The sequence below is a fragment of the Rheinheimera sp. ATLC3 genome, from assembly GCF_059429535.1.
In genome coordinates, this window is record NZ_CM182103.1 from 3,585,974 (window position 1) to 3,599,807 (window position 13,834).

The 13,834-nt window shown below is 49.0% G+C and carries 13 protein-coding genes; 7 read left to right on the plus strand and 6 right to left on the minus strand.

What is annotated here, in order from left to right; translation table 11 throughout:
- Window positions 1-191 precede the first annotated feature (191 nt).
- Window positions 192-2,102 (plus strand): SurA N-terminal domain-containing protein, encoded by a 1,911-nt coding sequence (locus tag AC5SV9_RS16670; RefSeq protein ID WP_475148689.1) that lies wholly within the window; start codon window positions 192-194, stop codon window positions 2,100-2,102.
- Between the two features lie 47 nt (window positions 2,103-2,149).
- On the opposite strand, the gene AC5SV9_RS16675 is transcribed toward AC5SV9_RS16670, so the two are convergent.
- The 6 genes from AC5SV9_RS16675 to pspF are packed head-to-tail and all read right to left on the minus strand — an operon-like array spanning window position 2,150 to window position 8,548.
- Window positions 2,150-2,917: an ATP-binding cassette domain-containing protein gene (locus AC5SV9_RS16675; RefSeq protein ID WP_475148690.1), complete on the minus strand. Its 768-nt coding sequence runs from the start codon at window positions 2,915-2,917 to the stop codon at window positions 2,150-2,152.
- Window positions 2,914-3,909 (minus strand): peptide ABC transporter ATP-binding protein, encoded by a 996-nt coding sequence (locus AC5SV9_RS16680; protein WP_417707459.1) that lies wholly within the window; start codon window positions 3,907-3,909, stop codon window positions 2,914-2,916. The genes AC5SV9_RS16675 and AC5SV9_RS16680 overlap by 4 nt, the downstream gene beginning before the upstream one ends.
- Window positions 3,909-4,805, minus strand: coding sequence for an ABC transporter permease subunit (locus AC5SV9_RS16685; protein ID WP_475148693.1), 897 nt, complete (start codon window positions 4,803-4,805; stop codon window positions 3,909-3,911). Before AC5SV9_RS16685 ends, AC5SV9_RS16680 begins: the two co-directional genes overlap by 1 nt.
- A 1-nt stretch (window position 4,806) precedes the next feature.
- Entirely contained in the window at window positions 4,807-5,823 is a 1,017-nt protein-coding gene (locus AC5SV9_RS16690; protein ID WP_475148695.1) for an ABC transporter permease subunit, read from the minus strand.
- On the minus strand, window positions 5,820-7,418 hold the full coding sequence (locus AC5SV9_RS16695) for an ABC transporter substrate-binding protein (protein ID WP_475148697.1): 1,599 nt from the start codon (window positions 7,416-7,418) through the stop codon (window positions 5,820-5,822). Before AC5SV9_RS16695 ends, AC5SV9_RS16690 begins: the two co-directional genes overlap by 4 nt.
- 47 nt (window positions 7,419-7,465) lie before the next feature.
- Window positions 7,466-8,548 carry a phage shock protein operon transcriptional activator gene (gene pspF / locus AC5SV9_RS16700; RefSeq protein WP_475148698.1) on the minus strand — a complete coding sequence of 361 codons (1,083 nt, stop codon included), beginning with the start codon at window positions 8,546-8,548 and terminating at the stop codon, window positions 7,466-7,468.
- Window positions 8,549-8,732: 184 nt separating this feature from the next.
- On the opposite strand from pspF, the gene pspA reads away from it, so the two are divergent.
- The 6 genes from pspA (at window position 8,733) to AC5SV9_RS16730 (ending at window position 13,794) form a co-directional block, all read left to right on the plus strand.
- On the plus strand, window positions 8,733-9,404 hold the full coding sequence (gene pspA / locus AC5SV9_RS16705; RefSeq protein WP_475148701.1) for a phage shock protein PspA: 672 nt from the start codon (window positions 8,733-8,735) through the stop codon (window positions 9,402-9,404).
- Between the two features lie 24 nt (window positions 9,405-9,428).
- Window positions 9,429-9,665 carry an envelope stress response membrane protein PspB gene (gene pspB, locus AC5SV9_RS16710; protein ID WP_134056206.1) on the plus strand — a complete coding sequence of 79 codons (237 nt, stop codon included), beginning with the start codon at window positions 9,429-9,431 and terminating at the stop codon, window positions 9,663-9,665.
- Window positions 9,658-10,074, plus strand: a complete 417-nt coding sequence (gene pspC / locus AC5SV9_RS16715; protein WP_134056204.1) for an envelope stress response membrane protein PspC — start codon at window positions 9,658-9,660, stop codon at window positions 10,072-10,074. The genes pspB and pspC overlap by 8 nt, the downstream gene beginning before the upstream one ends.
- 18 nt (window positions 10,075-10,092) lie before the next feature.
- The gene (locus AC5SV9_RS16720) at window positions 10,093-11,472 is read left to right on the plus strand and encodes a YcjX family GTP-binding protein (RefSeq protein ID WP_475148703.1); all 1,380 of its coding nucleotides are present in this window, start codon (window positions 10,093-10,095) and stop codon (window positions 11,470-11,472) included.
- Window positions 11,469-12,482, plus strand: coding sequence for a TIGR01620 family protein (locus tag AC5SV9_RS16725; RefSeq protein WP_475148706.1), 1,014 nt, complete (start codon window positions 11,469-11,471; stop codon window positions 12,480-12,482). The genes AC5SV9_RS16720 and AC5SV9_RS16725 overlap by 4 nt, the downstream gene beginning before the upstream one ends.
- Before the next feature lie 103 nt (window positions 12,483-12,585).
- A complete protein-coding gene (locus AC5SV9_RS16730) occupies window positions 12,586-13,794 on the plus strand; it encodes a trans-sulfuration enzyme family protein (RefSeq protein WP_475148708.1) in 1,209 nt (402 codons plus the stop codon).
- The last annotated feature ends 40 nt before the right edge of the window (window positions 13,795-13,834 follow it).

Genomic DNA, 13,834 nt, shown 5'->3' on the forward strand with positions numbered 1-13,834 from the left:
TGGGTGTGCAATTAACTGCTTAGCTACTACAGACTAAGCAGTTAAAACAGGCAGCAGAATATGGTAGCCGTAGCCTCCCAAGGCTTCTCTAAAAAAAGCGCATCTGTTAAGATGCGTTTTTTTTTACGGCAACAGTAATGCTGTTTTGTTGTCTCCCGGCAACATATAGTGAATAAAGAGATCGCGCTAAGATGTTAGAAAAAATCAGAGAAGGCTCACAGGGAATTATTGCCAAGTCTATTTTAGGCTTAGTGATCCTGACATTTGCACTGGCAGGTGTAGGTAGCTATTTAAACACGCCAGCTGACACCCATGTTGCTGAAGTTAACGGTGAAAAAATCAGCCGGGAAGACTTTGAGCAGGCATTTCAAAACGGACGTGCCCGGATGCAGCAACAGTTCGGCGAGATGTACGCGGCACTGGCAGCTGACAGCAACTATATGAATAACTTCAGAAGTGAAGTTCTGGAAAGCCTGATTGACGAAGCTTTGCAAAAGCAATTGGCAGCCAGCTTGGGCCTGCGTGTTAGTGATGAGCAGATCCGCGATGCGATTCGAAACATGACGGAATTTCAGGTCGATGGTCAGTTTAACAATGACCGGTACATAGCATTACTGCGTCAGGCGGGTTATCAACCGGAACAATTCCGCGAATTGATCCGCGAACAGTTGTCGCGTAACCAGTTGATGATAGGGCTGGTGGGTAGTGAGTTCGCGACTGATAAAGAAATGCAGGCGCTTATGAAGCTGCAACAGCAGCAGCGTGATATCAGCTACATTCGTTTTAAAGCAGCGGATTATGCCGATTCAGTTAGCATTACTGATCAAATGCTGCAAGATTACTATACGATGAATTTGTCTCAGTTTGAGACTGAGCAAAAAGTTGCTGTGGAATACATTGAGATATCTGCCGCGGCGTTGGCTTCTGATGAGCAGGCTACAGCGGAAGAGATTGAAGCATATTATCAGGCGAATAAATCGCGCTATGTGCGCGAAGAGCGCCGGCAAGTCGCGCATATTATGCTGGAATCAGAAGAAGACAGTGCAGATGTAGAGCAACAAGCACAAGCCATTCTGGAAGAAGTTCAAGGTGGTGCCGATTTTGCTGAGTTAGCAAAGGCCAAATCTGCCGATACTTTCTCTGCAGAGAATGGTGGTGTTCTGGATTGGCTGGCTCCTGGTGATATGGACGAGAAGTTTGAACAGGCTGCATTTGCATTAAAGCAGGTAGGGGATGTAAGCGGCGTTGTTAAAAGCGCTTATGGTTACCACATTATCAAGCTGGTCGCGTTAGAGCCGGAACAAATTCAGCCTTTAGCTGAGGTATCTGCGGACATTGCCGAACGCATTAAGCAGGACAGGGCAAGTACGGCGTACTATGAGTTGCAGCAGCGATTGGCAGAAGTGAGTTTTGAAGTTCCTGACTCTCTGGAAGACGCCGCTGAAGCAACAGGACAGAAGGTGATATCTACGCCGCTGTTTAGCCGTAACGAAGCGACTGAACCTTTATCTGCACCCGCTGTGATGAACAAACTGTTTGATGCAACCTTTATTCAGGATGGCCTGAACAGTGAGTTAATCGAATTGGGCAAAGAGCAAGCGATAGTGGTTCGGGTAACTGAACACGAGGCAGCACGTACTCAAAGTCTGGATGAGGTTAAAGCGCAGGTTGAAGCCGCGGTGCGGGCTGAGCAAAGTGCGTTACTTGCCAAGCAACAAGCAGAAAAAGTATTAGCCGATGCCACTGATAGCGGTTTGGCACAGCAAGCTGAGCAGCTAAATGCAACGCTTGAGCAATCACCGGATACGCCACGCTTTGGCGGTACTTTAGATGCAGAAATCCGTGCTAAAGCTTTTGCGATGCCACGGCCACAGGATAAGCCGGCGGTTGAGATGGTGACACTGGCCAATGGTGATGCGGCATTGGTAACTGTACTGGCAGTTAAGGATGCGGATGTAACAGTCGCCCCTGCAGCGGCACAGTTAGAACGCCTGGCTGAGCAACAGGCTGAACTGGCTTTCAGGGCAGTGATAGCGGCGCTTAAAGCTAAAGCCGATATCAGCCGTAATTTGCGGGCTGCACAAACTGAAGAAACGCTTTAAGCACAGAGATAGCTGGTAAGAAAAAACCGTGGCATGCCACGGTTTTTTTATGCCTGCGCGCTGTTAATCAGCTTACGGCTGTAGTCATGGCTGGCATTGGCAAATACATGCGCAGTTGCCCCGTAGTCCAGCATTTTTCCGTGATGCAGCACCAGCAGATCATCGGCAATGTGTTTAACCAGACGCAGATGGTTGGTGATAAGCAGATAAGCCAAACCAGATGTTTTTTGTAGTTCCAGCAGCAAGTTCACAATTTGGGCTCGCAGGGATGGATCCAGAGCTGTCAGCGCTTCATCAAGGATAAGTAGCTTTGGATCAAGAATAAGTGCTCTGGCCAGCGCAACACGCTGCAGCTGACCACCCGAGAACATATGCGGGTAGTATTCGCTATGCTCGTCAAGCAGGCCAACCTGTTTTAATACGGTACGAATTTTATAGCGACGCTGTTCGGTGTCTTGCTTTGTGCTGTAACGTAAGACGTCGTCCAGCATCTGGCCAATCTTCTGATGTGGATTTAATGATTTGGCCGCGTCCTGAAAAATAAAGCGGATAACGTGGTTGTACTGACGAAAATGGCTTATCTGAACTTTAGTCCCTTCCAGCAGTATTTCTCCATGGTCAGGTTTCTCAATGCCTACCAGCATTTTCGCCAGCGTACTTTTGCCAGAACCTGTTTCACCAACAATTGCCAGCGTTTTGCCACTGTCAAGACTGAAGCTGATATCGTCCAGTGCAACCACACTGCGTTGGCGAAAAAGCCCGGCTTGTTTGCGGTAGGTTTTATGTAACTGCTTAACCTCGAGCAGAGTACTCATATGTCTTTATTTCCTATCAGCGGGAAGTGGCAGCTGTAGTAATGGTTCTGCAAACGGTCCAAAGCTGGTGTTTTTACGCATTCTTTGCGTGCATTGGGGCAGCGAGGCCCAAGCCTGCAGCCGATGGGCAGATGCTGCAGCACCGGGATACTGCCAGGTAAAGCATACAGTGGCGTTTTCGGTTGTAAATCGGGTTGAAATTCGGGCACGCTTTTAATCAGTGCATGCGTGTACGGATGGTACGGCTGCTTAATAATGGCAGCGGTTTCACCCGCCTCAACCAACTGACCACAATAGAGCACGCTCAGGCTCTGAGTATAACGCGCTATACTTTCCAGCTCATGGCTGATCAGCAGCACAGACATGCCTTTTAACTGATTGAAACTGGCCAGCAAGCGAAAAAGCTGAGCTTGGGTAGTACTTTCCAGCGTTGTTGTTGGCTCGTCGGCTATCAGTAACTTGGGGTTTTTCGCAATGGCCATCGCGATCATGATTTTTTGGCATACGCCCTCTGACAGCTGATAAGGATAGCTTTGTAAGACTGACTGGTGGTCACGGACCCCGACTTTATGTAGCAGCGCTATAGCTTTACGCCGGCGCAGATAGCTGCGTTTCCACCAGGGACCGTCGAGCAGATTATCCGGAATAGCTTCTTCGAGCTGTTCCAGAATGGCGGCTGTAGGGTCCAGGCTGCGGCTTGGTTCCTGATATATCATGGCAATGTCGCGGCCTATGATTTTTCGCTGTTGCTCGTACGGTAGGTTAAGTAAATCCTGTCCCCGCCAGTTAAACCTGTCTGCGGTGATTTGCCAGCGCTTATTCAGCACCCCAACGATGGCTTTGGCGATCAGGCTTTTACCAGAGCCAGATTCCCCTACCAAGCCGCGGATCTCGCCTTCGCGCAGGCTTAGATTCACTCTGTCTACTGCCCGGATCAGGGCGTCGGATGTTTTAAGCTCAATTGTCAGATTTTTGATGTCCAGCAACAGCATTAGTTTTCCCGCCGTTTTTTGGCTGCGTTACGCAAGCCATCGCCTACCAGATTAACAGACAACACAGCCATAAAGATTAACAGGCCAGGCACAGCCACACTGACAGGTGCAATATAAATCAGATCAAGTGAGTCGCCTATGATGGCTCCCCATTCTGCACTGGGTGCCTGAGCGCCCAGCCCCAGGAAGCCAAGTGCGGCGATATCCAGCGTCGCGGTTGACAGGGCCATTGTGGCCATCAGCGTAAGCCGTTCCCAAATGTTTGGCATGATAATCCGGCTGAATACCTGCCAGTTATTTGCGCCATCCAGGCGATAGGCAACGACATAGTCCTGATTTAGCTGCTCAGCTATAGCGTTGCGGATACCGTGTACAAATTGAGGCAGCAGTGCCAGCATGATAGCCCAGGTAGTATTTTGCAGGCCAGGGCCCAGTATCGCGACAATGATGATCGCCAGTAGCAAAGACGGTATTGTTAACGCTAAATCCAGCACATGATTAAAAATGCTGGATTTTACGCCTTTGCTCATACCCGCAAGGGTGCCAAGCAGCAGCCCCATAAACAGAGCGCCGAGCACGGTGATGATAGCTATACCAAAAGTGTATCGCGCACCGACTAAAAGTCTGGAGAATAGGTCGCGGCCGAGATCGTCAGTACCAAACGGGTATTGCACCAATCCTTGTTCTGACCAGGATGGAGGCAATAACAACAGAGTATCATTTTGTAAGTAAGGATCATGCGGGCTTATCAGTGGCGACATCAGTGCCAGCAGAAAAAAAATAATAAACAGCAGCAGCCCGGCTACTGCGCTGTGGTGCCTTGAGAACTCACGCCATAATTGTCTGACAGGAGAGCGGGCAAGTTGTTCATCCGGAAGCAGGCGGAATTTAGCCATATCAGCGTTTCCTTGCCAACGGGTTAAAAACGGTGTGAAGTATTTCTGTCAGCATATTTACCGTTATGACGAGGGTTGATATCACCAGCAAACCGGCTTGAATAGCCGGGTAATTACGCTGATAAATACTGTCAATCAGCCAGCGGCCTATGCCGGGCCAGGAAAAGATAACTTCAGTGATCATTGCCAGCGTAATCAGCGTACTGAATTGCAAACCAATTTGCCGTATTACAGGCAACAGTGCGTTGCGAAGCGCATGCCGGTAGAGTACCTGCCCGCGGTTCAACCCTTTTGCCCTGGCTGTCTTTATATAACTTTGCTCCCACACATCCAGCATTGCATCGCGGGTAAATCTTATCATTACAGTCGTCGGGAAGGTTGCCAGCACAATGGTAGGCAGCAGTAAGTGGCGCAGTGCGTTAAGCAGGGCTTCCTGGCGATGTGCGGTACCTGATAGCAGTATATCCGGCAGCATAAAGCCGGTAACATGGTTGATTTCGTATAAAACGCCAATCCGCCCTGCAGTCGGTAGCCAGCCTAACGCCAGTGAAAACAACATTATCAGCAACAATGCCCACCAAAACACCGGAATAGAGTAACCTGCAACCGCAACCGCAGAGATCAATTTACTCAGTGTACCTTCGGGTTTGATGGCAGCAATAATGCCGATGGGTATACCAATAAAAAACGAAATCAGTAGTGCGTAAGATGCCAGCTCCAGTGTTGCTGGCATCAGCATCTGCATTTCCTGTAGCAGGGGTTGCTGACTGGAGAATGATAATGCCCAGTTTCCGGAGAAAATGCGCCCCAGATAAGCCAGATATTGTGCAATATAGCCCTGTTCCATCCGGTATTCCTGTTGCAACAGGGGCAACTGTTCTGCAGAAATATGCCTTAAACCGGTAAAGTTTTGCAGCGGTTCACCCGGAAACAAATATCCAAGACTAAAAGCAAAAATGCTCAGGGCAATAAAGACGAAGGCCAGCAGAAACATCCGGCGCAGCAGATATAAGATCATTTTACATCCTTCACAGCATTAGCCAGCGCAATTCCGCCATAAGGGTTTATTCGCACGCCTTTGATATCGCTGCTAATTGCCTGAAAACGCTGGGAATGTGCGATACTGAGCAACGGCATTTGTTCAGCCAGATATTGCTGAGCTGCCATGTAATAGCTGCGCCGCTGTTTCTGATCAGCGGTAAGCAAGGCCTGGCTTATCAGATTGTCAAAGGTTTCGTCACACCAGTTAGCCCGGTTTGACCCGGTCAGTGCAGCACTGCAGCTTAGCAAAGGCCGGAAGAAGTTATCCGGGTCGGCATTATCCGCCGACCAGCCGATCAATACTGAATCATGCTCATAAGAGCCGAGCTTACGGCGAAAGCTGTTCCACTCATAAGACACAATGCTGGCGCGCACGCCAATTTGAGCTAAATCGGCCTGCATCAACTCAGCCATTTTCAGAGCATTAGGGTTGTATAGTCGCTGCACCGGCATCGCCCAAATATCCATGCTAAAGCCATCGGGGTAACCGGCTTCAGTTAATAAGGCTTTTGCTTTAACCGGATCATATTGCTGTACTGTCAGGTTAGGGTTATATGCCCATGACGTTGGCGGTAGTACGGAGTCTGCAGCGGTGGCGTGGCCAAAATATACGGCCTGCAAAATCGCATCGCGGTTAATCGCATGTGCCAGTGCCTGCCGCACTTTTACCTGATCAAACGGAGGCTTAGCGGTATTAAATGCCCAAAAGCCAATATTCATGCTGGTGCTTTCCTGCACATCAACATCAGGCCTTTTACTAATTAAGCCAAGTTCAGCTACGCGGGGAAAAGCCACCACATCGCATTCATGTGTGAACAATTTCGCCATGCGTCGCGCGTTGTTAGGAACTATGTCGAACACCAGCTGTTCTGGCTTAGCCGGTTCACGCCAGTAATTTCGGTGGCGATAATAGCGGATAAGTACATCTTTTTGATATTCCTTAAACCTGAAAGGGCCGGTACCTATCGGATGGCTGTCCATTCTGGATAACTGGCCCGATTTAACGAGTTTAGCACCATATTCAGCCGATAAAATAGCCGCAAAATCGGTTGCGATATTAGATAAAAATGAGCTGTCAGGCCGGCTTAACTTAAAACGCACCTGATGTGGCGTGTCTGCGGTAACACTGTCGACCAGATCCGCCCAATCTACACTCTGGAAAAAAGGATAGTTTCCACCACCTTGGCGGTGGAACGGATGGTTGTGCTGCATAATACGGTTGAAAGTAAAAACCACATCTTCAGCCTGTAGGGGTCTGGAGGGGCTGAAGTATTCTGTCTGATGAAATTGCACATCGTCACGCAGGGTAAAAAGATAGGTTTTACCATCTGCGCTGACCTGCCAGCTTTTGGCAAGCGCCGGCACCAGCTCGCCGGTATCTGCATCTATCTCCAGCAGCCGGTCATAAAGTTGCTGGCTGATAGCATCAATAGTGGTACCAGAAGTTACCAGTTGAGGATTAAATGTTTCGGGAGAGCCCTCTGAGCAGTACACCAGGCCACTTCGTACCGTGTCCGGCAAGGGAGGCTTGCATCCACTTAGTAAGCTGATACTACACACAAGTAAAGACATCGTGCAGCGGTTGAAACCAGATAATGACATGTGGCCGTGGTTTGGCTTCATACTTGTTGGCTGTCCAGTAACTGATACTTTTTCATGTAGCCACGCAACTGATGATACGTCAGATTTAGCAATTCTGCGGTTTTTTTCTGGTTGAACTGGCTTGCAGCCAACGCTTGCTTAATCAGGCTGACCTCAAAATCCTGTGACAAGGTTTTAAAGTCTTGCGTCTGAGTAAAATCGAACAGGCTGGAACCGCTTGCTGTTGGTGCTTGTACTGCAGTTTGTGGGACTACCGTGGCGTCGGCTGTCACAGCTGTGGTTTGCGGCTTTGGCGCTTTGATACGTTGTTTCGGTCGGTATGGTGATTCAAACGGATCCAGTAAAATATCATGTACCGGCACATAAGCATTATTTGTGCGGTAAACACTGCGCTCCACCACATTTTTCAGTTCACGTACATTACCGGGCCAGTGGTAATCCAGCAAAGTGCGCTTAGCCTTTTCGCTAAAGCCACTAAATAATTCAAATCCGAGCTCGCGGGCCATGTTAATGGCAAAATGTTCTGCCAGCAGCAGAATATCTTCGCGTCTTTCCCGCATCGGTGGCAGGGTGATAACATCGAAAGCCAGCCGGTCAAGTAAGTCAGCGCGAAATTCACCGTGCTCGGCCAGCACCGGCAAATCTTCGTTGGTTGCGCAGATTAACCGTACATCTGTTTTGATAGGCCTGCTGCCTCCAACCCGCTCGAATTCCCCATATTCAATTACACGCAGCAGTTTTTCCTGAACTAGGCCTGGCGTGTTTGCCAGCTCATCAAGAAACAAGGTACCGCCGTGAGCGCGTTCGAAGCGGCCTTCATGACGTTTACTGGCACCGGTAAAAGCGCCGGATTCGTGACCAAACAATTCGCTTTCCAGCAAGTTCTCATTTAGCGATGCACAGTTAAGTGTCAGGTATTGCTGATCCCAGCGTTGTGACAAAAAGTGCAAACGGGCGGCGATAAGTTCTTTACCTGTACCCCGTTCACCGATAATGAGTACCGGTTTGTCCAGCGGTGCGATTTGCGAGACCTGATCCAGCACATTAAGAAAGCTGTTAGACTGGCCCACCAGATTATCTTGTTGGAATTTTCTGCTCATGGCGTGCTATTAGTTAGTTAAATTGGCTAATTAGTAGTGTATTTCATAATGGCTGACAGCAGAAGCTTTTCATTAAAATAAATAAAAAATCATATTATTCAATGAATTAAATTAATTTAAAAAGTTGGCAAGAAACCTGAATAGATTAGGTTGTACTTAACCAGTCATTTATGAGGTAAATATTATGGGTATTTTTTCACGCTTCTCAGACATAGTGAATTCAAATATCAACGCATTATTAGATAAAGCCGAAGATCCGGAAAAAATGGTGCGCTTGATTATTCAGGAAATGGAAGACACCTTAGTAGAAGTGCGTTCTTCTTCTGCTAAAACCATCGCAGAGAAAAAAGAATTGCAACGTGTGGTCAACCGTTTACAGGAAGAAGTTAGTGACTGGCAAAGCAAAGCTGAGCTGGCGCTGAGCAAAGAACGCGAAGATCTGGCCAGAGCGGCACTGATTGAGCGGCAGAAGGCTGCAGAGCAAGCTGATTCTGTTACGGCAGATATCGCCAATCTGGATGAGCATATCGGCAAGTTACAAGACGAAGTAGCGCAGCTACAGGAAAAGCTGGCAGATGCCAAAGCACGGCAGAAGGCGATGTTGATGCGTCAGAAAACCGTAGCTTCGCGCCTGGAAGTGAAGAAGACACTTGATAGCAACCGTATCAATGATGCGATGTATAAATTTGAGCGTTATGAGCAGAAAATTGATACGCTGGAGGCTCAGGTTGAAGCCTATGATCTGGGTAAGAAAACCTTAAAAGATGAATTTGCTGAGCTGGCTGCACAGGAAAAAATTGACAATGAGCTGGCAGCGTTAAAAGCTAAAGTAAATCAAAAAGATAAAGACGCCTGATAATCAGGCGTCCGGGAGTTGCAGATGGATATTCATGAAATAATTTTTGTGCCACTGATCCTGTTTATGATTTTTGTGGCGCCAATCTGGGTCATAATGCATTACCGCAGTAAGAACAAGATTGGCCAGGGGTTGTCAGATCAGGAACTGTCACAGTTAAATGAACTGGCGCAACGGGCGGAAAAAATGGCTGACCGCATTAAAACGCTGGAAGCCATATTAGATGCCGAAAGTCCGAAATGGAGGGCTCAGCATGACTAAGCAAAAACGCGAACTGCTGCGGGATGATGCCAATGGTAAGATTGCCGGCGTATGTGCCGGTATCGCAGATTACTTCGGCTGGGAGCTTTGGCTGGTAAGGATCATTACCGTATCAGCATTTTTTCTCGGTGCTGGCGGTTTCGTGTTCGTGCTGTATGTCGCAGCCTGGGTGGTGCTGGAAAAAAAGTCCAAAGCTGCTGCCAGGCTGGAAACCACCGCTGACTACAAACCTGCCACAGAGCGTCCGGTTGAAGTGAAAACCCGCGTTTGGCAGCGTGGCGAAGCACCAAAACAAGCTTTGCAGCATTTGTCTAATCAGTTTAACGGTTTGGAGTTACGGTTGCGTGATATAGAACGTCACGTGACGTCAGCAAAGTTTCAGCTAAACCGTGAATTTAACAGTCTTTAATTCATTACGTTGTTGCCTATGAGTTTATTTGGTAGGGTCAAGCACCAGGGGCGTGAGCTAACCAGCCGCGCCCTTGAGCGTCATCTTCGCCTCGGGGTTACAGGGCTCAGTGGCTCAGGTAAAACGGCATTTATTACGTCTTTGGTGCATCAGCTTACTCAGGGTGACAATAGCGGTAATTTGCCATTTTTTGATGTCGTGCAGCAACAGCGTTATCTGGGAGGACAGTTAGCGGGCCAGGTTTTGGCTGTGCCTCGTTTCCCACTAGAGCAAAACCTGCAATATCTGCAGCAACACCCTCCTGTCTGGCCGCCGTCGACCACCGGCTGGAGTCAGCTGAATCTGCAATTACGTTATAAGGCAGGCTCTGGTGTCCGCGCCCATTTGCAATCACATAGTGAGTTAGCGCTGGAGATTGTCGATTATCCGGGCGAATGGTTACTGGATTTGCCGATGCTGACGATGAACTATACGCAGTGGTGTGAATTCAGCTGGCAGTTGTTTAGTAAGGCTCACAGAGCACAAACAGCACAACCATTCAGGCAGCTGTTACAGGATGCGGATATAAATGAGGGTAGTGAGCTCTATGTTCAGCAGCTCACCGATAGCTACAAACAGCTACTGGCGCAATTTCATCAGACAGCAGGTGCTTATCTTAATCAGCCGGGCCGCTTGCTAATTCCTGGCGAGCTGGCTGGTGCACCTATGCTGCAGTTATTCCCTTTGTTACCAGAGCAGGCAAGCCAGAATACCGCGCTGGCAGCTAAGCTCACGCAGCATTACAACAGTTACTGCAAGCATGTCATTAAACCATTTTATCAGCGTTATTTTTCTACTCTTGATCGCCAGGTTATCCTGGTTGATTGTTTATCGGCACTAAATGCTGGTCATGCAGCGGTAACTGAATTACAGCAGGCTTTGCAACTTATTTTGCAAAGCTTTCATTATGGTCCGTCCAGCCTGTTACGGCGGTTATTTAAACCCCGGATAAGTAGGGTGTTGTTTGCTGCCAGTAAAGCTGACCATGCCACACCCGAGCAGCACAAATCACTGACCCTGTTATTACAGCAATTGCTGCAGCAACCACTTAAAAACAGCCAGTACCAGGCCGCTACGACTGAGGCAATGGCGATTGCGGCTATCCGTGCCAGTACCAGCGGCTTTGTGCAGGTTGATGGGCTTGCCCAACCATGCCTTAGTGGTACGGGAGCGGATCAGAAAAGACTGAACTATTTTCCTGGTGAAGTACCGGCAACAGTGCCGCCGCAGGCAGTATTTGAACGCCATAAGTTTACCTTCTTACCGCTACAGCCTTTGCCCTGGCACGGCACTTCAGCGTTGCCCCATATACGCATGGATCATGTGCTGCAGTTTATCCTCGGAGACAAATTGCGATGACTGAATTAAAGCAAGCAAAGTATTTTGATACAGCGCCTGCAGAACCCGCACCGGTGACATTACAAGGTGCCAGCCACTACGATGGCGATGAGTTTGTGCCGGCAACGCCTGACGACATTAAACCTACAGTGAAGAAAAGTTCCTGGTGGTGGAGACTGCTCGCTATTACCTTGTTACTGATTATTACTCTGGCCGGCTGGCAATGGGGGGTTACGGTAAAGCAAAGCTGGCAGCACAGTGTATTGTATGGCGGCTTAATCACAGCCGTTTCACTGGCACTTTTATTATTGCTTGCAACTTTAATCTGGCGCGAGCTCCGGCTATGGCGGCGCCTGGCGCGAAACAGGCAATGGCAACAGAGCGCAGAACGTATCCGTAATAGTGTGCAGTATGGCGAAGCCGGTAAACTTTGCCTTGCTGTTGCTGCAAGTTTGCCTGCAGAGCCCGCGATTACTGCGGCTGTAAAACAGTGGCAAGCTGCCCTTAAAGACGAGCACAGTGATGAAGAGCAGCTACAGCTGTTCGAGCGCTTTGTTTTGGCACATTTAGACGCCAAAGCCCAACAGTTAATTTACCGGGCCGCTACCGATACCAGTGTAGCAGTAGCGGTTATTCCCTTTGCGCTGGCCGATATGCTGTTGGTGCTGTGGCGTAGTAGCCGCTTGCTGCGGGAGTTGGCACAGCTATATGGTGGGGCTATAGGCCAGCTGAGAAGTCTTGTGCTTTTAAAGCGTTTGTTCACAGCCCTATTGTGGGCTGGCGGGTCCGAACTGGCACTCGATATGGCGTCCGATGTTATTGGCAGCGAATTGACGGCGAAGTTGTCAGCCAGAGCCGGGCAGGGAGTGATCGCGGGTTTGTTAGTTGCGCGTATCGGTAATTTGGCCCAGCAGCAATTACGTCCGCTACCCGTCGCTGTTTCTGCAAAGGTCAGCCTGAAATCGCTGGCCCAATCGCTGTTTAGCCGCTTTAAACAGGCAACGCCAACTAAAGCTGACAGCATTGAGTAACTTTCTCTGATACCGCCAGACTGCAAGATGTCTGGCGTGCTTCCATTACCTTTAAATTCTGCTATTTGTTACTGCGACTTTAACTTTCAGTAGCAGTAGAATCATGCAAAATACTAAACACGATAAAAACAAAAACGCTGAAACACTGTGTATTCACGCCGGTAAAGAAAAGAACCAGCATGGCACGCTCGCCACCCCTTTGTATCAAAGCTCAACCTTTGTGTTCGATAATGCCGAACAGGGCGCAGCGCGGTTTGCCGGTGAAGCGGAGGGGTATATCTACACGCGTTTAGGTAACCCGACCACGCGCGAGCTGGAGCTGAAAATTGCTGCACTGGAAGGTATGGCTGATGCGGCAGCAACCGCCACCGGCATGGGCGCTGTGGCCGCCGCTACCATGGCTTTTTTAAGTCATGGCGACCATCTGCTTGCCAGCAAAGCGATTTATGGCTGCAGTTTTGCACTGTTTAATCATATGTTTGCCCGCTACGGCATAGAAGTCAGTTTTGTTGATATGACAGATCATGCTGCAGTGGAGCAGGCGGTTAAGCCCAATACCAAGATGTTGTTTGCAGAAACACCCATTAACCCAAATATGGTGGTGCTGGACCTGGCCTTTCTGAGCGATGTTTGCCAGCGGCATCAACTTATCTCCGTTATTGATAATACGTTTATGACGCCATTGCTGCAGAAGCCGGCAGAATTTGGCATTGATATCGTTGTACACAGTGCGACCAAGTATCTGAACGGACATGGCGATGTGGTGGCCGGTGTCATCGTGTCTGACAGTGAAACGATTAACACGATAAAGCTGACCACATTAAAAGATATGGGGGCGACAATAAGCCCGCATGATGCCTGGTTGATTATCCGGGGTTTAAAAACTCTGGCGGTTCGTATAGAGCGCCATTGCACTAATGCACAAAAAGTTGCCGAATTCCTTGAAGCCCACCCGGCAGTGCGCGAAGTGTATTACCCTGGCTTGCCATCACACCCCGGCTTTAAGTTTATTGGCCGGCAAATGAAAGCGGCTGGTGGCGTATTGGCATTCGAGCTTAATGCCAGCCTGGATCAGAGCCGTTATTTTATTAATCAATGCTGCTTATTGAGCCTGGCTGTGAGTTTAGGAGATGCAGAATCGCTGATCCAGCATCCGGCCTCGATGACGCACAGCCCATACAGTGCAGAGGAGCGGCAAATGGCTGGGATTAGTGACGGCTTAATCCGCGTATCTGTTGGGCTGGAGCATGTCGATGACATCATTGCTGATCTGGCGCAGGCGCTGGATAAAATGCAGGCGCGTCAGGGCTAGTCTTATTCTGCTGTAAGATATTCTTTACGAAAATGCAGGT

Coding starts and splice junctions, on each gene's coding strand:
- AC5SV9_RS16690 (WP_475148695.1), bottom strand. CDS start 5,823: ATGATCTTATATCTGCTGCGCCGGATGTTTCTGCTGGCCTTCGTCTTT.
- pspA (WP_475148701.1), top strand. CDS start 8,733: ATGGGTATTTTTTCACGCTTCTCAGACATAGTGAATTCAAATATCAAC.
- pspC (WP_134056204.1), top strand. CDS start 9,658: ATGACTAAGCAAAAACGCGAACTGCTGCGGGATGATGCCAATGGTAAG.
- AC5SV9_RS16675 (WP_475148690.1), bottom strand. CDS start 2,917: ATGAGTACTCTGCTCGAGGTTAAGCAGTTACATAAAACCTACCGCAAA.
- AC5SV9_RS16725 (WP_475148706.1), top strand. CDS start 11,469: ATGACTGAATTAAAGCAAGCAAAGTATTTTGATACAGCGCCTGCAGAA.
- AC5SV9_RS16680 (WP_417707459.1), bottom strand. CDS start 3,909: ATGCTGTTGCTGGACATCAAAAATCTGACAATTGAGCTTAAAACATCC.
- AC5SV9_RS16730 (WP_475148708.1), top strand. CDS start 12,586: ATGCAAAATACTAAACACGATAAAAACAAAAACGCTGAAACACTGTGT.
- AC5SV9_RS16720 (WP_475148703.1), top strand. CDS start 10,093: ATGAGTTTATTTGGTAGGGTCAAGCACCAGGGGCGTGAGCTAACCAGC.
- AC5SV9_RS16695 (WP_475148697.1), bottom strand. CDS start 7,418: ATGTCTTTACTTGTGTGTAGTATCAGCTTACTAAGTGGATGCAAGCCT.
- AC5SV9_RS16670 (WP_475148689.1), top strand. CDS start 192: ATGTTAGAAAAAATCAGAGAAGGCTCACAGGGAATTATTGCCAAGTCT.
- pspF (WP_475148698.1), bottom strand. CDS start 8,548: ATGAGCAGAAAATTCCAACAAGATAATCTGGTGGGCCAGTCTAACAGC.
- pspB (WP_134056206.1), top strand. CDS start 9,429: ATGGATATTCATGAAATAATTTTTGTGCCACTGATCCTGTTTATGATT.
- AC5SV9_RS16685 (WP_475148693.1), bottom strand. CDS start 4,805: ATGGCTAAATTCCGCCTGCTTCCGGATGAACAACTTGCCCGCTCTCCT.